Here is a 22,456-nt window from a genome sequence, read left to right as displayed (position 1 = left end):
CGCCGGCCATGGCCCGCAGGGTTTCCGCTTCCACGCTGCGCCGCGTGCTCAACGTCTGGCCGCCGTTCCTGTTCGCCGGCATCCGCGTGCGCGCGGTGTCCGGGGACTTCCGCCACGCGCGCGTCGAACTGCGGCAGTGCTGGTACAACCGCAACTTCGTCGGCACCCACTTCGGCGGCAGCCTGTTCGCGATGACCGATCCGTTCTGGATGATCATGACCATGCAGGCGCTGGGCGATGGCTACATCGTCTGGGACAAGGCCGCCACGATCGACTTCATCAAGCCCGGCCGCGGCATGGTGTCCGCGGAGTTCGACCTCGGCGACGACGTGCTCGGGCAGATCCGCGATGCCACCGCGGGCGGCGACAAGTACCTGCACTGGTTCGAGACCGACGTGACCGACACCGGCGGCGATGTCGTCGCCAGGGTGCGCAAGCAGGTCTACGTGCGCCGCAAGCGCCCGGGCGGCGGCAATTGAAGGCTGCCGCTCAGTCCGCCGGCGCGGGCTGCGGCCGCGGCAGCGGCAGTTGCCACCATTCGCCGCGCGCGGTGTAGAACTCGCGCACCTCGACCGCCCTGCCTTCGTCGACGAACCGCAGTTCGCGGCCGCGGTTGCCGGTGGTGGTCCAGAACCGGCGCAGCGCGGCTTCCCGCGCCTGCAGGTCGCCGGTGCCGCGTACCGAAACCACACCGCGCAGCAGTTCGAGCCGTGCGCCGGCATCCTGTACCCGCGATACGTAGTCGACATAGGCCGGCGAAGCGATATCGGCGAGGATGCAGCCGGCCAGGTTCGCGGCGCACTCCAGCCGCCAGCGCGATTGCACGCGCTGCGGCCAACGCAATGGCCGGTCGGCGACGAGGGAGGCGCGGGCGTCATCGGTGCAGGCCGGCGCCATGTTTTCCGCCATCAGGGCGCGCGACCGTTCCGGATCGTAGACCAGGCGCGCGAGCATGGCGCGTGCGGTCCCCACGACCTCGGGGTCGCTGACCGTGTCGCTCGTGGCCGCGACCAGGGCGTACTCGCCGCGCATCGCGTCGCAGATCGAAAGCTCGTCCCCGGCAACCGGCGCCAATGCCGCATTGCACGCCGGCGGCAGTGGATGGTCGTCTGGCAACTGCACCAGCATCCGCGCGAGCAACGCCCCATAGCCATCCGTGGACAGCCCGGCCCCGAACATCCGCACGACGAGTGAATCGGACCGCGCACCCAGCCGTCGCCACGTGTCCAGGCCCGCGCAGGCGCGGGACAGCCCGCCATCGATGTCGCCGGACGCATAGGCCTGCGCGGCATCGGTCAGGCCGAACTGCACCAGCGTGAAGTCGGGCATCGGCGCGCGAATGTCCGGCGGCTGCCGGCCACGATAGAAGTCGTATCCCGACAATGCGGCGACGCGATCGAGCAATGCGCGGTTCCTGCCCACGAGCCGGGCATAACCGCCGGCATCGGCCTGCACGCGCTGCAGGCAATCCTCGCGCAGCCGGCAGAACATGCCCCTGTCCGCATCGGAAGGCCGCAGGTCACGCTCCCCGGCGACTGCGTCGCCAGGCACGGATGGCATGGCGGCAGGCGAATCCGCCAGTTCGGCCCGAATCCGCGCCATGTCCGCGTCGGCGACCGCCCGCAGCCGCGCGACCGGCACGTCACGCCCCAGCAGCCACAGTGCGTCGAACGCGTTGCGTCCCGTCGGCTCCGGCAACGGCTGCAGCAGCGCGACCGCCTCGCGCTGCGCGGCCGACAACGGCTGCAAGCGTGACCATGTCCACAGTGCAAGAACCACGGCCAGCAGCACCGCGACCGCAAGCAGCGTGTAGCGAATCAACCTGCGCACTCCATGCCCCCTGCTCCTTCCCGGCGGCAGGGTAGCAAACGGTGGACGCCGTTCATGCCTCTTGCGCGCGCCCGACGTATCCTTGGCCGGCCACGGGGGGACCATGCGCACCACGCTGTCTGACGAGAGCGGAAAGGCATCGCTGCCGGAGATCACCGGTTACACGCTGCTGCGCGCGATCGGGCACGGCGGCATGTCGACGGTGTACCTGGGCGAGCAGGTCTCGCTGTCGCGCCAGGTCGCGATCAAGGTGATGCTGCCCGAGGCGCTGGCCGACGAGGTCAGCCGCCGCCGCTTCGAGAACGAGGCGCGCACGATCGCCCGGCTCGAGCACCCGCACATCGTCGGCATCCACGATGTCGGCCGCACCCGCGATGGCCTGCCCTACTACTCGATGCCGCACCTCACGCGCGGCCATCTCGGCCAGCGCATCGGCGAAAACCCCGAAGGCATGGACCAGGCGCGCGTGCGCGAGATCCTGCACGCGCTGCTGTCCGCGCTTGGCTACGCCCACGCGCGCGGCACCATCCACCGCGACGTCAAGGCCGAGAACGTGCTGTTCGACGAAACCGACCGGCCGCTGCTGGCCGACTTCGGCATCGCCCTGCGCCGCGGCTTCGGCACCCGCGTGACCACCACCGGCATGGCCGTGGGCAGCACCGCCTACATGGCGCCCGAGCAGGCGCGCGGCGAGGAGGTCGACCACCGCACCGACCTCTACGCGATCGGCGTGCTGGCCTGGGAGATGCTGACCGGCAAGCTGCCGTACGAGGCCGGCGACGCGGTGTCGATGGCGATCATGCACGTCAAGGAACCGATCCCGCGCCTGCCGCCGAAGCTGCGCCACTGGCAGCGCTTCTTCGATCGCGCGCTGGCCAAGGGCCCGCTCAAGCGCCACGCCGACGCCGCGCACATGCTCGCCGCGCTCGATCGCGTGCCCAAACGCAGCGGCACGCACGAGATGCTCGCCCTGCCCGCGCTGCGCGCGCAGGCGGCGAAAGTCCGGAAGATGCCGGTCTGGGCATGGCTGGGCGTGGCGCTGCTGGTCGCCGCGGGCACCGGGCTGTTCCTGCGCCAGGGCGGCGGGACGACAAACTACTTCCGCGCCACCGGGGCGGAATCGGTGGCCATGACCGAAGCCGAGGCGACATTCGCGCGCCCCGCGCCCCCCGACGCGGGCAGCGCGGCGCAGGCCGGCGACCCCGCCAACGCCATGCTGCGCGCCGCGCCGCGCTCGGACGCCGAGCGCTGGATCGCCGAGGCCACCCAACAGCTGCGGCGCGGCCACCTGCGCACGCCCAGGGGCGGCAACGCCCGCGACAGCCTGCTCGCCGCCCATCGCAGCGACGCCAGCTACCAGGCGCTGCCGGCGGCCGTCGCCGCCTTCATCGACGCCAGCGCGGATGCCGCCGCGCGCCACATCCGGGAAGGCGGCGACGAACAGGCCGCGGCCCTGGTGACCGATGCACGGAAGGTCGCCACGGCGACCGGCCAGGCCGGCAGCCCGGCCATCGACCGGCTGCAGCGCAGGATGATGCAGGCGCTGGCGGCACGCATCGACGCCGCGGCCAGGTCGTTCGACCGTGACCGGGCGCTGCGGACGGTGGACTACGCTCGCGGACTCGGCCTGACGCGCGCCCAGCTCGACGCGTTGGCCAGGCGCGCGCGCGAGGTCCCGGCGCCGGGCGAACGCCTCGACAGGATCGCCGGCGACATGGTGCTGGTGCGCAGCGGCGACGCCGTGTTCGCCGCGTCGCGGCAGCCGGTCACCCGCGACGAGTACGCGCGCTTTGCCAGCGCCACCGGGCGCAAGCCGGCGCGCTGCAGGACCGGCGCATCGCTGCTGCGTATCCTGGCGCCGCGCGACTGGGCGTCGCCCGGCTTCGAGCAGGCGGGCGGCGACGCCGTGGTGTGCGTCTCCTGGGACGATGCCAGCGCGTACGCCCGCTGGCTGGGCGAGCGCAACGGCCACGTCTACCGCCTGCCGCACGCGCGCGAGGCCGCCCTGCTGCCGACCGCGGCCGCCGGGCGCGCCGTCTCGGTCTGGAGCAACGACTGCAGCGGCGATTGCGGGCAGCGGATCGCCGACGGGCAAAGCTGGCACGGCGAAGGCGGCCGGCGCGCGCTCGACGCCACGCGCGGCTACGACGACGTCGGCATCCGCCTGGTCAGCGACCTGCCGCACGCGGTCGCCGGCCGCTGACGGCAACGCGCTGCCGCTAGAATCCGCACCATGTCCACGTCCCCGCAGAACGCCGCCATGCCGGACCGGCCGCCCCGGCACGGCTTCAAGAAGACCCTGTTCACGGGCCTGCTGACCCTGCTGCCGATCTGGCTGACGTGGGTCGTGGTGAAGTTCGTCTTCGTCCTGCTCAGCGACCTGAGTGCGCCCTGGGTGCTGCCGCTGTCGCGCCGCATCGCCGCCAGCGACCCGCGGCTGCTGGGCTGGTTCGCCGACGCCTGGGTGCAGACGACCATCGCCATGATCGCCACGGTACTGGTGATCCTGCTGGTCGGCTGGCTGGCGCGGCGCGTGGTCGGGCAGCGGCTGCTGGGCTGGTTCGAGGCCCTGGTCGCGCGCGTACCGCTGGCCAGCACCATCTACGGCAGCGCGCGCAAGCTGCTCGACATCCTGCAGACCAAGCCCGACGGCACCCAGCGCGTGGTGCTGATTGACTTCCCGCACAGCCAGATGAAGGCGGTCGGCTTCGTCACCCGCGTGATCCGCGAGCAGGGCAGCGGCCGCGAGCTGGCCGCGGTGTACGTGCCGACCACGCCGAACCCGACCTCCGGCTACCTGGAGATCGTGCCGGTGGAAAAGATCACGCCCACCGACTGGACGGTGGACCAGGCGATGAGCTTCATCATCTCGGGTGGGGCGGTGTCGCCGGATTCGATACCGTTTGCCGTGCCGGCTGCGACGGACGGGGTGATGGGCGGCAAATCCTGAAGAGGAACCGGGCGGCAGGCGGGATGCGGCGACCTTGCCGCGAGTGGTGTCCCTGGTTGGCGTTCTGGCTGCGCCTTCGATTGGTGTCTTCAGTTGGCGCCTTCGATCAGCGCCCTTGATCGTGATCCCCGCGCAGGCGGGGATGACGACTTCTGATGCTGCCGCCGCACGACCCGAACCCCCACCCGCTCCGCCACCTCGACCAACAGGACGCCGCACCCCATGACCCGCCTGATCGACGACCGCACCACGCGACTGTTCATCGCACTGTCGGCGTTCTTCTGCGTCAACGCGGTGCTGGCCGAATTCATCGGCGTCAAGATCTTCGCGCTCGAGGACACGCTCGGGATCCGGCCGCTGGAGTGGAACCTGTTCGGCCAGAGCGGCTCGCTCAGCTTCACCGCCGGCACGCTGCTGTGGCCGATCGTGTTCATCATGACCGACACGATCAACGAGTACTTCGGCCGCCGCGGCGTGCGCTTCATCAGCTGGCTGGCCGCGGCGCTGATCGTGTACGGCTTCGCGTTCGCCTTCATCGCCATCCACCTTGCACCGGCGGCCTGGTGGACGGGCATCGCCGCCGACCAGGGCGTGCCGGACTACCAGGCCGCGTTCGCGGCGGTGTTCGGCCAGGGGCTGTGGACGATCTGGGGTTCGCTGGTGGCCTTCATGCTCGGCCAGCTGATCGACGTGGCGGTGTACCACCGCATCCGCCGCCGCACCGGCGACCGCCATGCGTGGCTGCGCGCGACTGGTTCGACCGCGGTGTCGCAGCTGATCGACAGCTTCGTGGTGCTGTACATCGCCTTCGTGCTCGGGCCGCAGCACTGGGAGCTGTCGCTGTTCTTCGCCGTCGGCACGCTCAACTATCTCTACAAGATGCTGGCGGCGATCGCCCTGATCCCGCTGTTGTACGCGGCCCGCATCGGCATCCGCCGCTACCTGGGCGATGCGCGCGCGGCCGAGCTGCAGGCGCACGCCGCTGCGGGGTAGGAGGACGGGATTCTGCGGGAGCGGCCATGGCCGCGATGGCTTTACCCGCATACCCCGATCGCGGCCAGGGCCGCTCCCACATCACACACACCCACGATTTGCGCCGGGTGCGCGGTGACCTTTGGCCCATGCCCGCGGCGCAGCGGCCGGCGACAGTGCACGATTGTCCCCACTCGCCCGGGAGCCCGCCATGACCGCACGACCGCTGCTGCTCAGCCTCGCCATCGCCGCCACGTTCGCCGGTGCGTTGGCCCTGCCCTCGCCCGCTTTCGCCCAGGATGCCACCGCCGAAGCGGTACCGGCCGGCGACAAGGCCGCGCGACTCGACGCGCTGTACGAGCAGTACTGGGAGGAGCTGCTCAAGCTCAACCCGCTGCAGGCCACGTTCCAGGGCGACAACCGCTACAACGACCAGCTACCGGACTTCTACAGCGCCGCCTTCCGTGCGAAGTCGCACGACTTCACCACCAAATGGCTGCAGAAGATCGAGTCGGTGGGCAGCGACGGCCTGTCCGGACAGGCGCTGCTGAGCTACGAGATCTTCGTGCGCGGCGCGAAGGACGAGCTCGAGTCGGAGAAGTACCCGGACTGGATGATGCCGGTCAACCAGATGGGCAGCATCGCCAGCTATACCATCATGCTCGGCTCGGGCACCGGCGCGCAGCCGTTCAAGACGGTCAAGGACTACGACAACTGGCTGGCGCGCGGCAACCGCCTGCCGGTGCTGTTCGACTCTGTGATCGACAACATGCGCCAGGGCATCAAGGCCGGCGTGGTGCAGCCGCGCGCGCTGATGGAAAAGGTGGTGCCGCAGCTCGACGCGCTGATCAAGGACAAGCCCGAGGACACGCTGCTGTGGGGGCCGATCACGTCGATGCCGGACGATTTCAGCGACGCCGACAGGACGCGCCTGACCGCGGCCTACCGCGAGATGATCGGCGAACGCATCGTGCCGTCGTTCCGCAAGTTGCGCGACTTCATCGCCGACGACTACCTGCCGGCCACGCGCGACAGCGTGGGCCTGGACAAGCTGCCGAACGGTGCCGCGTGGTACGCCTTCAATGCGCACCAGTCGACCACCACCGACATGACCCCTGCGGAGATCCACCAGTTGGGCCTGGACGAGGTCGCGCGCATCCACGGCGAGATGCACAAGGTGATGGCCGAGGTCGGCTTCGAAGGCTCGCTGCAGGCGTTCTTCGAGTTCATGAAGACCGACCCGCAGTTCAGCTTCAAGAGCGAGGACGCGCTGCTGGCCTACTACCGCTCGCTTGAGGACCGCATCAACAAGCGCATCCCGGAGCAGTTCTCGCTGGTGCCGAAGGCGCCGTTCGAGATCCGCCCGGTCGAGCCGTTCCGCGCCAAGTCCGCGGCCGGCGGCAGCTACATGTCGCCCAGCGAGGACGGTTCGCGGCCGGGCATCTTCTACGTCAACACCTACGACCTGCCCACGCGCAAGACCTGGGATGCCGAGGACCTGTACCTGCACGAGGCGATCCCCGGCCACCACTTCCAGCTGGCGCTGCAGCAGGAGTTGACCGACCTGCCCAAGTTCCGCCGCTTCGGCGGCGAGACCGCCTTCATCGAAGGCTGGGGCCTGTACGCCGAATCGCTGGGCAAGTCGCTGGGCGTGTACGAGACACCGTACGACTACTTCGGCTACCTGCAGAACGAACTGTGGCGCGCGATCCGCCTGGTCACCGACACCGGCCTGCACAGCAAGGACTGGACCCGGCAGCAGGTGATCGACTACATGCTGGAGAACTCGGCCGAGAGCGAAACCCAGGCCACCGCCGAAGCCGAGCGCTACATCGCCTGGCCCGCGCAGGCGCTGGCGTACAAGATCGGCGCGCTGAAGATCCAGTCGCTGCGCGCGAAGGCGGAAAAGGCGCTGGGGCCGGATTTCGACGTGCGCGAGTTCCACGCCGAGGTGCTCAAGGACGGCGCGGTGCCGCTGCAGATCCTCGAGGACAAGATCGACCGCTGGATCGCGGAAAAGCAGGAGGGCTGAGCCCGGCAGGCAACCACGGCGGCACGACACCAGCCATTGCCGTTGGCGACTGCGCCGCCGTGCGGTTCGCTCGCATGGCGAGTTGCGTCGCGTGCCGGGGGGCAAGATGCAAACCGGGGCCGATCCAGCCGTTGCGCGTCGACGAGATGGTGGACGCGAAAACATGACTTCCGGCGCGGTCACGCGTACCGCGCCAGCGTTTAGGATGGCCACGACTCCCAGGGGAAGGCGTTCATGCTCAAGATCCGCGACCTGTCCAAGACCTATGCCAACGGCGTGCAGGCGCTGAAGGGCATCAGCCTCGACATCCCGACCGGCATGTTCGGCCTGCTGGGACCCAACGGCGCCGGCAAGTCGACGCTGATGCGCACCATCGCCACGCTGCAGGATGCCGACAGCGGCAGCGTGCACCTGGGCGACCTGGACGTGCTGGCCGACAAGACCGAGGCGCGGCGCCGGCTGGGCTACCTGCCGCAGGAATTCGGCGTGTATCCCAAGGTTTCGGCGATGGCGATGCTCGACCATTTCGCGATCCTCAAGGGCGTGGTCGACGGCCGCCAGCGCAAGGACCTGGTCAAGGCACTGCTGCAGCAGGTCAACCTGTGGCCGGTGCGGCATCGCAAGCTGGGCACGTTTTCCGGCGGCATGCGCCAGCGCTTCGGCATCGCCCAGGCGCTGATCGGGCAACCGCAGCTGATCATCGTCGACGAACCCACCGCGGGCCTTGACCCGCAGGAGCGCAACCGCTTCCTCAACCTGCTGGCCGAGGTCGGCGAGCAGGTTGTGGTGATCCTGTCCACGCACATCGTCGAGGACGTGACCGACCTGTGTCCGCGCATGGCGATCATCGCCCAGGGCGAGCTGCGCCTGACCGGCGAGCCGCGCGAGGCGATCGCCTCGCTCGACGGCCGGGTGTGGAAGAAGTCCGTGGACAAGGCCGCGCTGGACGAACACCTCGCGGCGTACACCGTGCTGTCGACGCGCCTGGTCGGCGGCCAGCCGGTGATCCACGTGCTCAGCGACGGCAATCCCGGCGACGGCTTCGCCGCGGTGCCACCGGACCTGGAGGACGTGTACTTCGGCGAGCTGCGGCGCGCCGCGGCCGGCGACGCCGCCGTCGCGAAGGCGGCCTGACATGCTGCGCCACCTGCTGGGCTTCGAGCTGGCCCAACTGCTGAAGAACGGGGTGTTCTGGATCGTCGTCGCGGTCTACGCGCTGATGGGGTTCGGCACCATGGCCTCGGACGACGTCACCATCGGCGGCGGCGTCGGCAACATCATGCGCAACGCGCCGGCGGTGGTGATCTCCATCCTCGGCACGTTCAGCGTCTTCAGCGTGCTGCTGGCGACGATCTTCGTGGCCGGCATCGCGATCCGCGATTTCGAGCAACGCACCGCGGAGCTGTTCTTCGCCACGCCGATGAAGAAGCGCGACTACCTGCTCGGGCGCTTCGGCGGCGGCCTGTTCGCGACCTTCGCGATCATGCTGGCGATGGCCGTCGGCCTGTACGTCGGCAGCCTGATGCCCTGGCTCGACAGCTCGCGCCTGGGGCCGACGCCGTGGCTGGCCTACGCATGGGCCTTCGGCATCCTGGTGCTGCCAAACCTGCTGTTCGTGTCATCGCTGATGTTCCTGCTGGCCACGCTCACGCGGTCGATGCTCTACACCTACCTGGGCGTGATCGTGTTCTTCGTGCTGTGGTCGATGTCCGGCTCGTTCACCAAGGACCTGGACAGCCGCTGGATCGGCGCGCTGGTCGACCCGTCCGGCGGCACCGCGGTCGCCGAGCACATCCGCTACTGGTCCAGCGCCCAGTTCAACAGCCAGTTGCCCGAGCTCACCGGGCTGCTGCTGGGCAACCGCGCGCTGTGGCTGGGCATCGCCATCGTGATGCTGCTGGCCGCGTTCCGCCTGTTCCGCGCAGACCGCGAGGGCATCGTGCTGCGCAGGCGCAAGGCGGCGGCCGAAGCGGCCGACGACGACGCCGGCAAGGCCATCGCGCTGCCCCGGGTCGCGCTGCGTGGCGACTGGCGCGCACACCTGCGCCAGTACCTGCACCAGTCCTGGTTCGACCTGCGCGCCACCGTGCGCGGCGCGCCGTTCATCGTGATGGTGGTACTCGGCCTGCTGCTGACCTTCACCGTGATCAAGTTCAGCGGGCTGGTCTACGGGACCGAGACGCTGCCGGTGACGGCGCAGATGCTGGACATGATCAGCGGCGGCATGAGCCTGTTCCTGATCATCATCATCACCTTCTACGCCGGCGAGATGGTCTGGCGCGAGCGCAGCATGCGCGTGGCCGAGGCCACCGACGCGTACGCCGCGCCGGACTGGGTGCCGCTGGCGGCGAAGATGACCGCGCTGGCCGGCGTGGTCGCGGTGGTGCTCGTCGCCAGCGCGCTGCTCACCATCGGCTACCAGCTGTTCGACGGCTATACCAACATCGAACCGCTGCTGTACGCCAAGGGCCTTGGGCTGCTGCTGGTGTCGTTCGTGCTGACGGCCGCGCTGGCGGTGTTCTTCCAGGTCGTCACCGGCAACATGTTCGTCGGCTACGTGCTGATGATCGCCTACCTGGTCGGACGCGCCGTAATGGGCATGTACGACTTCGACCACGCGCTGTACAACTACGGCCGCGCCTCGCCGACGCCGTACTCGGACATGAACGGCTACGGACACTTCATCGGCCCGTGGCTCTGGTTCCGCGCGTACTGGGGGGCGTTCGCCCTGTTCCTGCTGGCCGTGGCCACCGCGCTGTGGCCGCGCGGCACGTCGCTGGCATGGAAGGACCGGCTCAAGGCCGCGAGGCAGCGCCTGCGCAGCACGCCGCTGCGCGCGACGCTGGCGGTGGCGCTGCTGGCCTTCATCGGCACGGGCGGCTGGATCTTCTACAACACCAACGTGCTCAACGAGTACGTACCCGGCGACCTGGCCAAGCAGCGCCAGGCGGACTACGAGAAGGCCTACCGCAAGTACATCGACCTGCCGCAGCCGCGCATTACCGACATCCGCGCCGACGTGGATATCTACCCGGACAGGCGCACCGTGGAGATCAAGGGCCATTACCGGCTGGAAAACCGGACGCCGAAGCCGATCGCGGAGCTGCACGTCACCCTCGACCCGGAACTGGAGGCGAAGTTCGACTTCCCGGCCCATGAAATGGTGGAGTCCGACCCCGTCTCCGGCTATGCGATCTACCGGCTCGAGGAACCCCTGGCACCGGGCGCGACCATGGATTTCGACTTCCGGTACACCAATGCGCCACACGGCTTCCCGCTGGGCCGAGGCAGCACCGCCGTGGTCTACAACGGCAGCTTCTTCGACAACTTCGCCGCCCTGCCCCACCTGGGCTACGACGCCCGGCGGCAACTGCAGGACCGCAATGACCGCAGGAAGTACGACCTGCCGGAACTGCCGCGCATGCCGCCGATCGACGACCCTCTCGAGCGCAACAACAACTACATCTCCGGCAACGCCGACTGGGTGAACTTCGAGACCACGGTGTCCACCTCGTCCGGGCAGATCGCCCTCGCCCCCGGCTACCTGCAGCGCGAGTGGAGCAAGGACGGGCGGCACTACTTCCACTACAAATCGGAGGCCAGGCTGCTGCCGTTCTTCTCGTGGCTGTCCGCGGACTGGCAGGTGAAACGCGACCACTGGAACGATGTCGCGCTGGAGGTCTACTACGACCACAAGCACCCGTACAACGTCGACCGCATGATTGCCTCGGCGAAGAAGTCGCTGGACTACTACACGCGCGAGTTCTCGCCGTACCAGTTCCGGCAGCTGCGGATCCTGGAGTTCCCGAAGTACGCCACCTTCGCCCAGGCCTTCGCCGGCACCGTGCCGTACTCGGAGTCGATCGGTTTCGTCGCCGACCTGCGCGACAAGGAGAAGATCGACTACGTGTTCTACGTGACCGCGCACGAAGTCGCGCACCAGTGGTGGGCGCACCAGGTGGTCGGCGCCAACGTGCAGGGCGCGACGATGCTGTCCGAGTCGCTGGCGCAGTACTCGGCGCTGATGGTGATGGAGCACGAGTACGGGCCGCGCAAGATGCGCAAGTTCCTGCGCCACGAGCTCGACACCTACCTGATGAGCCGCGCCACCGAGCGCGTGCAGGAGCTGCCGCTGGCACTCAACGAGAACCAGCAGTACATCCACTACAACAAGGGCTCGGTGGTGTTCTACGCGCTCAAGGACGCGATCGGCGAGGAAACGCTGAACCGGATCCTGTCCCGCTTTCTCGACAAGTGGGCGTTCAAGGGCCCGCCCTACCCGACCACGCGCGACTTCCTCGACGACCTGTACGCGGGCACCGACGAGAAGTTCCACCCGCTGATCCGCGACATGTTCGAGCGCATCGTGTTCTTCGACAACCGCGCCGTGGAGGCCACCGCCACGAAGCGGCCCGACGGCAAGTACGCGGTCACGCTGAAGGTGCATTCGGCCAAGCTGGTCGCGGCGGGCAAGGGCAAGGAGTCCGAGGAGCCGATGGACGAGATCGTCGACATCGGCGTGTTCTCGCGCCCGGCCAGCGGCAAGGAATCGGACGAGAAGGTGCTGTTCCTGGAAAAGCGCCACATCAACGGCACCGACAACACCATCGAACTGGTGGTGGACGAGGAGCCCTACGAGGCCGGCATCGACCCTTACAACAAGCTGGTCGACCGCAGTTCGGAGGACAACCGCAAGCGGGTGACGGTGCAGTAGCGCGCGCCCCTTGCAGGAGCGGCTTCAGCCGCGAGCTTTTCGATCCGCCGTGTCGGAACAAGGCAAGGGCTCGCGGCTGAAGCCGCTCCTGCAATGACGGATTTGAGAAAAGGGCCGGCAATGCCGGCCCTTTTGCGATGCGCCGAAGCCTCAGCCTGCGCGCGTACCGCGCTGCCCGCCGCGGCCGCGATGCTGCTTCGGCCCGGCGTGTCCGGGCGCGCCGTTGCGCGCGCCGGGCTTGCCGTGCGGGCGATGCGCGGGCTTGCCGCCCGGACGCGGGGCGCCCTGGCGACGGCCGCCGCCGTTCTTCGGGATCGGCGCATCCAGGCGGATCGGCGTGCTCGGCGCATAGCCTTCGACCGTTTCCATCACGATCTCGGCCTTGAGCATGCGCTGGATCTGCCGCAGCAGGCCGCCCTCTTCCGGTGCCACCAGGGACAGCGCCTCGCCCGTCGCGCCGTTGCGGCCGGTGCGGCCGATGCGGTGCACGTAATCCTCGGCGACCATCGGCAGGTCGTGGTTGACCACCAGCGGCAGGTCGGGGATGTCGAGCCCGCGGGCGGCCACGTCGGTGGCCACCAGCACGCGCGCGCGGCCGGCCTTGAACGCGTCCAGCGCCTTCTGCCGCTGCGCCTGGCTCTTGTTGCCGTGGATGGCGACGGCCTTCAGGCCGTCCTTCTCCAGCTGTTCGGCCAGGCGGTTGCAGCCGTGCTTGGTCTTGCCGAACACCAGCACCTGGTCGGTATGGCGGCGGCTGAGGATGTCCACCAGCAGCGCGCGCTTGTTCGCGGCGTCGACCGGGTGCACGCGGTGGGTGATGGTGTCGACGATGGTGTTGTTCGCCGCCACCTGCACCTGCTGCGGGTTGCGCATGAACTCCAGCGCCAGCGCCTTGATGCGCGGCTCGAAGGTCGCCGAGAACAGCAGCGTCTGGCGCTCCTTCGGCACCCGGGCAAGGATGCGCTTGATGCCGGGCAAAAAACCCATGTCGAGCATGCGGTCGGCTTCGTCGAGCACCAGCACTTCGACCGCGTCGAGCTTGGCGGTGCCGCGCTCGAGGTGGTCGAGCAGGCGGCCCGGGCAGGCGACCAGCACGTCGACGCCGCGGCGCAGGCTGTCCACCTGCGGCTGCATGCCGACGCCGCCGAACAGCGTGGCCACGTGCAGGCGCAGGCCGCGGCCGTAGGCCTTGAGGCTGTCGGAGACCTGCACCGCCAGCTCGCGGGTGGGCACCAGTACCAACGCGCGCGGCTTGCGCGGGCCGTTGGCGGGGGTCTGCCTGGCCAGCCGCTGCAGCAGCGGCAGGCCGAACGCGGCGGTCTTGCCGGTGCCGGTCTGGGCGCCGCCGAGCACGTCGTGGCCGCCGAGCACCAGCGGGATGGCCTGGGCCTGGATCGGGGTGGGAGTGGTGTAGCCGGCGTCGGCAAGCGCGCGCAGCAGTGCGGGCGAAAGCCCGAGAGTTTCGAACGTCATGGATCGGTTGCTCCTGGAAATCGACGCCCGCCAACAGCAACGAGCCACGCATGGCGCGCGGGCTCCCGGCAGGAGTGCGATTGTTTGTCCTGGCTATCCGTAACCGCGCCGCGGACAATGGGTTGAACGGTTACCGGATGCTCCGGACCGTGCCTGCGCGACGAAGGACGTGCGGGATAAGGCCGCGGGGGACCGAAGTGTTCGGCCGTCGCGGCAGGCGTACCAGGATCGTAACTACCCGGATCTGGATCCGGGCAGCGGCAGCCGTGTTGCAGGACCGGCGGAGTTTACGTGAATGCGGGCGCCGGTGCATCCGGGGCCGCGATCCCGGCGTTCAGTTTCGCCCCCGGCCAGGCATCCGCCCTACTTCGCCGCCAGCACGTCCACGCTGACCATCTGCGGCGGCCGCGCGAGCAGCTCCTCCGAATGGTCCAGCAGCAGCCGGGCGATCCGCCCTTCGGCGTGCGCGTGCCGGCCGCCTTCGTCGTCGAAGGTCTCGAAGATGCCAAACGTCGACGGCCCCGACCTGAACGCATGCCAGCCGCGCGTACCGGCCTCGGCCTGCGCCAGCGGCAGCGCGCCCAGCAGCAGCGCCTCGACCTCCCGCTCCTTGCCCGACTTCGCCTCGATGTTCACCAGCATGGCCAGCTTCGTCATCCCGCGCCTCCTCGACTCGATGCGCCCTGTCCGCGGGCAGCGTCGCAGGTGGCGGGTGAGCACCCGGTGTTGACGCGGCTCGCGGGGAAACGGCCCCCCTGCAAGCGCCCGGCGCCATGACCTTCGACACCCCCGGCCCGCCGGAGGCGGGGGTATCGTGACCGAATGCCCGGTTCCGCCTGCCGGCCGGCGCACCCTTTTTCCATCCAATGCCCTTCCGGGCCGGAGTTGCAAGTGACCGTGAAGAAACCGCAAGCCCTGCTCCTTTCGCTGGCCGTCGCGCTGGCGCTGTCCGCATGTTCCGGCGACAAGGCCGATGCGCCTGCCGCCGACGACGCGCCCGCAGCCACCGCAGACGCCGACGCGAACGGCGCCAAGGCGCTGACCCTGGACGAGAGCAAGCTGCCGCCGGTCAACCGCTTCCAGTTCGCTGACATCGACGACAGCAAGAATGTCTGCACCGACCTCAACGCCTACGCCAACAGCAAGTGGCTGGCCGCCAACCCGGTGCCGGGCGACCGCACCAGCTGGGGCGCGTTCGAGATGCTCGACGAGCGCTCGGTCGGCGTGCAGCACCAGCTCGCCGAACAGGCCGCGGCCGATGCCGACGCCACCGGCGTGGAGAAGATCGTCGGCGACTTCTGGGCCACCGGCATGGACGAGGCCAGGATCAACGAACAGGGCATCGCCCCGATCCAGGACCGCCTGGACGCGATCGCCAGGCTCGACAGCCAGGACGCCATCGCCGACTACCTGCGCAGCAGCGCGGCGAAGGGCGAGAACATGCTGTTCGGCTTCGGCGCCGAGGCCGACTTCAAGGACTCGTCGATGAACATGGCCTACGCCATGCAGGGCGGCCTTGGCCTGCCCGACAAGGGCTACTACTTCGACGCCGACAAGAAGGACAAGCTCGACGCCTACGAAAAGCACGTGGCCAAAACGCTGGAGCTGTCGGGCATTCCTGCCGCCGATGCCGCTGACCAGGCCAAGGCCGTGGTCGCGTTCGAGACCCGCCTGGCCAAGGTGTCGAAGTCGAGCGAGGAAATGTCGCGCGACGTGTCGCTGTACTACAACCCGGTCACGATGGAAGAGGCCGACAAGCTGACGCCGAACTTCCCGTGGACGAAGTTCTTCGAATCGCAGGGCGTGGCGCCGCAGGAGAAGTTCTCGCTGGCCATTCCTGCGTTCCACGAGGAGGTCAGCAAGATGCTGGCCGACACCGCTCCGTCCACCTGGCAGGCCTACCTGCGTTTCCACACCGTCGACGGCGCAGCGCCCTACCTGAGCGACGCCTTTGTCGAGGAGAACTACAACTTCTACGGCAAGGCGATGCGCGGCCAGGAAGAGATCAAGCCGCGCTGGAAGCGCGTGCTGGGCACGATCGAGAGCGACGCTGGCGAGGCCATGGGCCAGCTGTACGTCAAGGTCGCCTTCTCGCCCGACGCCAAGGCCAAGATGGAAGACCTGGTCAAGAACCTCAGCGTCGCGCTCAAGGCCCGCATCGAGAAGCTCGAATGGATGAGCGACGACACCAAGCAGAAGGCCATCGCCAAGTGGGAGACCTTCACGCCCAAGATCGGCTACCCCGACAAGTGGCGTGACTGGAGCGGGCTGGACACCAGCCGCGACAGCTACATCGGCAACGTGCTGGCCGCCACCGAATTCAACTACAAGTGGGACCTGTCGAAGATCGGCAAGCCGGTCGACAAGACCGAATGGGGCATGACCCCGCAGACGGTCAACGCCTACTACAACCCGCTGCAGAACGAGATCGTGTTCCCGGCCGCCATCCTGCAGCCGCCGTTCTTCGACGCCAACGCCGACGACGCCACCAACTACGGCGGCATCGGCGCGGTGATCGGCCACGAGATGACCCACGGCTACGACGACCAGGGCGCGCGCTTCGGGCCGACCGGCAACTTCGAGAACTGGTGGACCGACGACGACGCCAAGGGCTTCGCCGCGCGTACCGGCAAGCTGGTCGACCAGTTCAACGGCTACACCACCGATGCCGGCGGCAAGGTCAACGGCAAGCTGACGCTGGGCGAGAACATCGCCGACCTGGGCGGCCTGAACACCGCCTACGACGCGATGAAGGTCGCGACCGAGGGCAAGGACGACCCCAAGACCGACGGCCTGACCCGCGACCAGCGCTTCTTCCTCAACTGGGCCACGGTGTGGCGCCGCAACTTCACCCCCGACGAGCTGAAGGTGCGCCTGACCACCGACCCGCACGCGCCGGCGAACTTCCGCGCGATCGGCACGCCGTCGAACATGCCGGCCTTCGCCGAGGCGTTCGGCTGCAAGGCCGGCGACGCGATGGTGCGCGGCGACGATGAAAAGGTCGTGATCTGGTGACGGCAAGGCGTCCCCGGCACTTCGCCATCCCGGCGCGCTGCGGCGCGTTCGACAATCGGGTATGCGAGTGCCGCGGGGGCGCGGTCGTGACCTGGTGATCCATCCCGCGCGCGGGTGACCGCGCGCGGCACACGCTGCAACGCCAACGGCCGTCGCGGTTCTCCACGACGGCCGTTGTTCTTCCCGCATCCTGCTTCCATCCACGCAACACGCAAGGAACCCTCATGGCCGCATCCGTGCTCAAGCCCCTCGTCCTCGCCACCACGCTCGTGCTGGCTGCCCCGCAGGCGTCGCTGCGCGCAGCGGAGCCGGCCGCCTCCGCCTCGCCGGTCTTCGACGTGGGCGAACTCGACCCGTCGATCCCCGCCTGCCGCGACTTCAACGCCTACGCCAACGGCAAGTGGGTCGCCGCCAATCCGATCCCGGCCGACCGCACGCGCTGGGGCGCGTTCGACGAGCTGCGCGAGCAGAGCCTGCAGGCGCAGCGCGACATCGTGGAAGCCGCCGACGCGGGCGCCGACAAGGCGACCGCCGGCTCGATCGGGCAGAAGATCGGCTGGCTGTACCGCTCGGGCATGGACGCGGCGGCCATCGACGCCGCCGGCTTCGACCCGATCAAGCCGGACCTGGACGCGATCGCGAAGCTCGACGACACCGCCGCCATCGTCGCCTGGCTGGACGAGGCCTTCGCCCGCGGTGACGGCCAGGGCTTCGGTTTCGGGCCGGGCTCGGACTTCAAGGATGCCGCGCGCCAGATCGCCTTCGCCCGCCAGGGCGGCCTCGGCCTGCCCACGCCGGACTACTACACCCAGGACGAATACAAGGACATCCGCAGCGCCTACCTGGCCCACATCGCGAAGCTGTTCGAGCTGACCGGCGTGCCGGCGGCGGACGCGAAGGCGAAGGCCGACGGCATCCTCGCCTTCGAGACGCGGCTGGCGAAGGCGTCGCTGTCGCGCGTGGAGCTGCGCGACCCGGCCAACCAGTACCACTTCATGACCATCGAGGAAGCGAACAGGATTACGCCGCACTTCGACTGGGCGGCCTTCTTCAAGGCGCTCGACGTGCCCGCCGGCGACGGCTTCTCGCTTTCGCAGCCGGAGTTCTTCAGGCAGTTCGACGCGATGCTGGCCGACGTGCCGGCCGCGCAGTGGCGCGACTACCTCGCTTTCCACACCATCGATGACGCCTCCGAATACCTGTCCACGCCGTTCCAGGACGAGAACTTCGCCTTCTACGGCCACACCCTCAACGGCCAGCCCGAGCAGCGCGCGCGCTGGAAGCGGGTACTGGAGGCCGTCAACGGCGGCATGGGCGAGGCGCTGGGCCAGCTGTACGTCAAGCAGTACTTCCCGCCCGAGGCCAAGGCGCGCGCACAGGCGCTGGTCGACAACGTGCGCAACGCGCTCAAGGCCCGCATCGAGGGCCTGGACTGGATGAGCGACGAGACCAAGGCGAAGGCCCTGGAGAAGTGGAGCACCTTCCTGCCCAAGATCGGCTACCCCGACACCTGGCGCGGCTGGGACGGGCTGGACATCGCGCCCGACGACTACTTCGCCAACGTGCGTGCGGCCAACGCCTTCAACTACCGCTATCGTCTGGACAAGATCGGCCAGCCGACCGACCGCTACGAGTGGCACATGACCCCGCAGACGGTCAACGCCTACTACAGCTCGGGCACCAACACGATCAACTTCCCGGCCGCGATCCTGCAGCCGCCGTTCTTCTACGCCCACGGCGACGACGCAATCAACTACGGCGGCATCGGCGCGGTGATCGGGCATGAGGCCGGGCACGGTTTCGACGACAAGGGCAGCCAGTTCGACGGCGCCGGCAACAACGTCAACTGGTGGACGAAGGCCGACCGCGAGCGCTTCGAGGCCCGTGCCGACAAGCTGGTCGCGCAGTTCGACGCGTACGCGCCGCTGGCCGACCAGCCCGACAAGCACGTCAACGGCAAGCTGACCCTGGGCGAAAACATCGGCGACCTGGGCGGCCTGAACTTCGCCTACGACGCCCTGCAGGCCGCCGACGGCGACAAGCCCGACCCGATGATCGACGGCCTGTCGCGCGACCAGCGCTTCTTCCTGAGCTGGGCGCGGGTCTGGCGCGGCAACATCCGCGACAAGGCGCAGCTGGTGCTGCTCAACACCGATCCGCACGCACCGGCGAAGTTCCGCGCGATCGGCGCACCGTCCAACATGCCTGCGTTCGCAGAAGCCTTCGGCTGCAAGGCCGGCGACCCGATGGTGCGGCCCGAGGACCAGCGCGTCCGGATCTGGTGACCGCAAGCCACTGCCGGCGCCCCGCGCCGGCAGTGTGCCTGTCGGGAGCGGCACCTGCAGGAGAGCAACACCTGGAGGGAGCGGCCATGGCCGCTCCCATTCGCCGGCGCGCGCAATCCGCACCGGTCGATTCAGTGAGCCGGCCTGCGGGCTTGATAAACTCGCGCGGACTTTTCGCATGGAATCCGCAATGCCCAACGCGCGCCCCGCCTTCCCCGGGTATTCCGCCCTGGCCCTCGCCCTGGTCCTGGTCGCCGGCCTGCCTGCCAACGATGCCGCCGCCGCGGCGAAGAAGAAGGCCGAGCCCGCCGTCACCGCCTGCACGGATTTCTACAGCTTCACCAACAAGCCGTGGCTGGATGCGAACATCCTGGTCGACGGCTCGGGCACGGTATCCGCGCTCGGCCAGCTGCGCGACCTGGCCGCCCGGCAGCAGCGCGAACTGCTCGACTCGGCGATGCAGTCGCCGCAGAACAACGTGCAGAAACTGCTCGGCGACTTCTGGGCCAGCGGCCTGGACGTGGCCGCGGTCGAGGCCGACGGCGCGCAGCCGATCGCGCCGCTGCTCGCCCGCATCGACGGCATCCGCCGCAGCAAGGACATCCCGCCGGCGATCGCCGCGCTGCACCAGGTCGGCATCCCGGTGCTGTTCCAGTTCACGCCCGACCTGGACCTGGCCGACCTCAACCGCCACATCGGCTACTTCACCCAGGGCGGCCTGGGGCTGACCGACCCCACCTACTACACGCGCACCGACGCCGACACGCAGGCCCTGCTCGGCCGCTACCGCGACTACGTGGAGAAGATCCTGGTCCTGACCGGCACGTCGGCCGACAAGGCCGCCGCGCAGGCGCAGCAGGTGATCGACATCGAGACCCGCATCGCCGCGGCCTCCAAGCCGATGTCGCTGATGCGCGACCCGCGCAACAACTACGCGCTGGTGCAGACCGACACGCTGGGCAAGGGCTACCGCCACCTGCAGCTGGACGCCTTCCTCGAGGCGCAGGCGGTGAAGGACGACGTGGTCTCGCTGTCCAACCCGGCGCTGTTCACCGAACTCGACACGATGGTCGACAAGATCAAGCCCGAGCAGTGGAAGGCCTACCTGCGCTTCCAGGTCGGCAACGCGATGGCACCGTACCTGTCGAAGAGCTTCCGCGACGCCGACTTCGAATTCCGCGGCCGCGTACTGCGCGGCGAGACCGTGCCGCCGCCGCGCGACCAGCTGGTGCTGGACGCGATCAACCTCGCCGCAGGCCCGATGCTGGCGCGCGAGTACGTCTCGCGCTACCTGCCGGCGACCACCGTCTCTCGCGCCGAAACCATTGCAGGCGAAGTCCGCGATGCCCTCGTCCATGCGGTCGAACGCAGCACCTGGATGAGCGAACCGACCAAGGCCCAGGCCCTGGACAAGCTGGGCAAACTGGCGATCGAGGTCGGCCGTCCCAAGCGCGACCTGGACTACAGCGTGCAGCCGATGGGCCGCGGCAGCTTCGGCGGCAACATGCTGATCGCTTCCACCTGGCGCCACCGCGAGGAAATGAAGCGCATCGGCAGCGCCAATGCCACGCGCCGCTGGGAAGTGCTCGCGCAGCAGCCGGCGCTGGCCTACGACATGGCGCACAACCGCCTGGTCGTCAGCGCCGCCGTGCTGCAGCCGCCGGTGCTGGACATGACGCAGAACGCCGCCAGCCACTACGGCAGCTTCGGTGCGCTGGTCGGGCACGAGCTGGGCCGCAGCATCGATGCCAAGGGCAAGTTCGTCGACGCCGCCGGCGAGCTGAAGACCTGGTGGACGCCCGAGGACGAAACCGCCTGGAGCCTGCGCACCGCGCCGCTGGTGGCCCAGTATTCGGCCTACCCGTACCCCGGCTTGCGCGAGGTCAAGGTCAACGGCAACCAGACGCTGGAAGAAAACGTCGCCGACCTGGCCGGCGTCGAACTGGCCTGGGACGCGCTGGCGGCCTCGCAGCCGGAGCTGCCGAAGGAATCGAAGCAGGCCTTCTTCGAAGGCTGGGCGCGGCTCTGGGCGCAGCAGTCCAGCGAGGACGACGCCACCCGCCGCGCCGCCGTCGGCGTGCACGCCCCCGGCCAGTGGCGCGTCAACGGCCCGCTGGTGAACCTGCCCGCCTTCGGCGAAGCCTACGGCTGCAAGGCCGGCACCGCGATGCAGGCAAAGCCGGAACAGCAGGTCTCGATCTGGCGGTAACCGTCGCGTCCATTGCGGCGGTCACCGGACACGGAACAGGCGCGGGCAACCGCGCCTGTTTCCGTTTTCACTGCCCCCTTGTGGGAGGAGCTTCCACTGCCCCTTGTGGGAGCGGCCATGGCCGCGATGCAGCCGCGGACTCATCTCCCGCAGGAGCGGCGGAAGCCGCGATGCCCTGCCGTGTCCTGGCCGGTCAAAAGCTCGCGGCTTCCGCCGCTCCTACACAAGCACAAGCACCGGCACCCGTCCCCTGCCCGCCCCGTCTAGAACCGCCTGATCCTCGCCCCGCTCCTGCTGAACGGCGGCTTCCCGCGCCAGTAGTTGATCAGCAGCCAGCCGAACAGCATTCCGCCCAGGTGGGCGAAGTGGGCCACGCCCGGCTGCAGGCCGGTGAAGCCCAGCAGCAGTTCGATCGCGCCGTAGATCATCACCAGCGTGCGTGCCTTCATCGGGATCGGCGGGATCAGCAGCATCACGCGCTGGTTCGGGAACAGCATCCCGTAGGCCAGCAGCAGGCCGAACACGCCGCCCGAGGCACCCAGCGTCGGTCCCACCGGCGAGCCCTGCGCTGCCATCCACGTGGTCACCAGCAGCTGGCACAGCCCCGCACCGCCCACGCAGACCAGGTAGTAGGTCAGGAAACGGCGGTTGCCCCAGGTGTATTCCAGCGGCGCACCGAACATCAGCAGCGCCAGCATGTTGAACAGCACATGGGCGAAGTTGTTCGGATCGTGCAGGAAGCCATAGGTCAGCAGCTGCCAGGGCATGAAGCCCACGCCCTGCGAAAGCGCATCGAAGCCGCCCGACTGCAGCGGCCAGAGCATGAACAGCGACAGCGCCGGCATGCCCACGGCCAGTTCCAGCAGGAAAACGAGGACGTTGGCGATCAACAGCGCCTTGGTGACGGGGGGAAGATTGGTGAACATCGGGATCCTTGTGGCTGCCGCGCATGATACCGGCAGAGCGGCCCGATCCC

14 protein-coding genes are annotated in these 22,456 nt (G+C 68.9%); 10 read left to right on the top strand and 4 right to left on the bottom strand.

Features of this window, described 5'->3' with window-relative positions; genetic code table 11:
* The first annotated feature begins 8 nt into the window (after positions 1-8).
* Entirely contained in the window at positions 9-479 is a 471-nt protein-coding gene (locus tag ABD679_RS11875; protein WP_344760190.1) for a DUF4442 domain-containing protein, read from the top strand.
* 10 nt (positions 480-489) lie between these two features.
* Here ABD679_RS11875 and ABD679_RS11870 read toward each other — a convergent pair whose 3' ends face one another.
* Complete coding sequence (locus tag ABD679_RS11870; protein ID WP_344760189.1) at positions 490-1,986, bottom strand: hypothetical protein; 1,497 nt, start codon at positions 1,984-1,986, stop codon at positions 490-492.
* On the opposite strand from ABD679_RS11870, the gene ABD679_RS11865 reads away from it, so the two are divergent.
* The 6 genes from ABD679_RS11865 to ABD679_RS11840 all read left to right on the top strand — a co-directional run bounded on the left by ABD679_RS11865 (position 1,934) and on the right by ABD679_RS11840 (position 12,498).
* A complete protein-coding gene (locus ABD679_RS11865; protein ID WP_344760188.1) occupies positions 1,934-4,033 on the top strand; it encodes a protein kinase domain-containing protein in 2,100 nt (699 codons plus the stop codon). The genes ABD679_RS11870 and ABD679_RS11865 overlap by 53 nt on opposite strands.
* Before the next feature lie 30 nt (positions 4,034-4,063).
* On the top strand, positions 4,064-4,780 hold the full coding sequence (locus ABD679_RS11860; protein ID WP_425561895.1) for a DUF502 domain-containing protein: 717 nt from the start codon (positions 4,064-4,066) through the stop codon (positions 4,778-4,780).
* A gap of 222 nt (positions 4,781-5,002) precedes the next feature.
* A complete protein-coding gene (locus tag ABD679_RS11855) occupies positions 5,003-5,773 on the top strand; it encodes a queuosine precursor transporter (protein ID WP_344760187.1) in 771 nt (256 codons plus the stop codon).
* 190 nt (positions 5,774-5,963) lie between these two features.
* The gene (locus tag ABD679_RS11850) at positions 5,964-7,784 is read left to right on the top strand and encodes a DUF885 domain-containing protein (RefSeq protein WP_344760186.1); all 1,821 of its coding nucleotides are present in this window, start codon (positions 5,964-5,966) and stop codon (positions 7,782-7,784) included.
* Between the two features lie 234 nt (positions 7,785-8,018).
* Positions 8,019-8,918 carry an ABC transporter ATP-binding protein gene (locus ABD679_RS11845; RefSeq protein ID WP_344760185.1) on the top strand — a complete coding sequence of 300 codons (900 nt, stop codon included), beginning with the start codon at positions 8,019-8,021 and terminating at the stop codon, positions 8,916-8,918.
* Position 8,919: 1 nt separating this feature from the next.
* The gene (locus tag ABD679_RS11840; RefSeq protein ID WP_344760184.1) at positions 8,920-12,498 is read left to right on the top strand and encodes an ABC transporter permease/M1 family aminopeptidase; all 3,579 of its coding nucleotides are present in this window, start codon (positions 8,920-8,922) and stop codon (positions 12,496-12,498) included.
* A 150-nt stretch (positions 12,499-12,648) separates the two neighbouring features.
* Here ABD679_RS11840 and ABD679_RS11835 read toward each other — a convergent pair whose 3' ends face one another.
* Entirely contained in the window at positions 12,649-13,971 is a 1,323-nt protein-coding gene (locus ABD679_RS11835) for a DEAD/DEAH box helicase (RefSeq protein ID WP_344760183.1), read from the bottom strand.
* A 363-nt stretch (positions 13,972-14,334) separates the two neighbouring features.
* Positions 14,335-14,628 carry a putative quinol monooxygenase gene (locus tag ABD679_RS11830; RefSeq protein ID WP_344760182.1) on the bottom strand — a complete coding sequence of 98 codons (294 nt, stop codon included), beginning with the start codon at positions 14,626-14,628 and terminating at the stop codon, positions 14,335-14,337.
* A 258-nt stretch (positions 14,629-14,886) separates the two neighbouring features.
* On the opposite strand from ABD679_RS11830, the gene ABD679_RS11825 reads away from it, so the two are divergent.
* The 3 genes from ABD679_RS11825 (at position 14,887) to ABD679_RS11815 (ending at position 21,480) form a co-directional block, all read left to right on the top strand.
* Positions 14,887-16,986 (top strand): M13 family metallopeptidase, encoded by a 2,100-nt coding sequence (locus tag ABD679_RS11825; RefSeq protein ID WP_344760270.1) that lies wholly within the window; start codon positions 14,887-14,889, stop codon positions 16,984-16,986.
* A 224-nt stretch (positions 16,987-17,210) separates the two neighbouring features.
* Complete coding sequence (locus ABD679_RS11820; RefSeq protein ID WP_344760181.1) at positions 17,211-19,271, top strand: M13 family metallopeptidase; 2,061 nt, start codon at positions 17,211-17,213, stop codon at positions 19,269-19,271.
* 190 nt (positions 19,272-19,461) lie between these two features.
* Positions 19,462-21,480 (top strand): M13 family metallopeptidase, encoded by a 2,019-nt coding sequence (locus tag ABD679_RS11815; RefSeq protein ID WP_344760180.1) that lies wholly within the window; start codon positions 19,462-19,464, stop codon positions 21,478-21,480.
* A 263-nt stretch (positions 21,481-21,743) separates the two neighbouring features.
* On the opposite strand, the gene ABD679_RS11810 is transcribed toward ABD679_RS11815, so the two are convergent.
* Complete coding sequence (locus tag ABD679_RS11810; protein WP_344760179.1) at positions 21,744-22,406, bottom strand: rhomboid family intramembrane serine protease; 663 nt, start codon at positions 22,404-22,406, stop codon at positions 21,744-21,746.
* Positions 22,407-22,456: the final 50 nt, after the last annotated feature.

The organism is Luteimonas lutimaris (genome assembly GCF_039537065.1).
Classification (GTDB): domain Bacteria; phylum Pseudomonadota; class Gammaproteobacteria; order Xanthomonadales; family Xanthomonadaceae; genus Luteimonas; species Luteimonas lutimaris.
Note: the sequence above shows the minus strand (reverse complement) of the source record. Positions and strands in the feature narration are given on the sequence as shown.

Excerpts from the sequence above, each read along its gene's own strand:
- ABD679_RS11875 (WP_344760190.1), top strand. The coding sequence starts at position 9 with ATGGCCCGCAGGGTTTCCGCTTCCACGCTGCGCCGCGTGCTCAACGTC.
- ABD679_RS11865 (WP_344760188.1), top strand. The coding sequence starts at position 1,934 with ATGCGCACCACGCTGTCTGACGAGAGCGGAAAGGCATCGCTGCCGGAG.
- ABD679_RS11860 (WP_425561895.1), top strand. The coding sequence starts at position 4,064 with ATGTCCACGTCCCCGCAGAACGCCGCCATGCCGGACCGGCCGCCCCGG.
- ABD679_RS11855 (WP_344760187.1), top strand. The coding sequence starts at position 5,003 with ATGACCCGCCTGATCGACGACCGCACCACGCGACTGTTCATCGCACTG.
- ABD679_RS11850 (WP_344760186.1), top strand. The coding sequence starts at position 5,964 with ATGACCGCACGACCGCTGCTGCTCAGCCTCGCCATCGCCGCCACGTTC.
- ABD679_RS11845 (WP_344760185.1), top strand. The coding sequence starts at position 8,019 with ATGCTCAAGATCCGCGACCTGTCCAAGACCTATGCCAACGGCGTGCAG.
- ABD679_RS11840 (WP_344760184.1), top strand. The coding sequence starts at position 8,920 with ATGCTGCGCCACCTGCTGGGCTTCGAGCTGGCCCAACTGCTGAAGAAC.
- ABD679_RS11835 (WP_344760183.1), bottom strand. The coding sequence starts at position 13,971 with ATGACGTTCGAAACTCTCGGGCTTTCGCCCGCACTGCTGCGCGCGCTT.
- ABD679_RS11830 (WP_344760182.1), bottom strand. The coding sequence starts at position 14,628 with ATGACGAAGCTGGCCATGCTGGTGAACATCGAGGCGAAGTCGGGCAAG.
- ABD679_RS11820 (WP_344760181.1), top strand. The coding sequence starts at position 17,211 with ATGGCCGCATCCGTGCTCAAGCCCCTCGTCCTCGCCACCACGCTCGTG.
- ABD679_RS11815 (WP_344760180.1), top strand. The coding sequence starts at position 19,462 with ATGCCCAACGCGCGCCCCGCCTTCCCCGGGTATTCCGCCCTGGCCCTC.
- ABD679_RS11810 (WP_344760179.1), bottom strand. The coding sequence starts at position 22,406 with ATGTTCACCAATCTTCCCCCCGTCACCAAGGCGCTGTTGATCGCCAAC.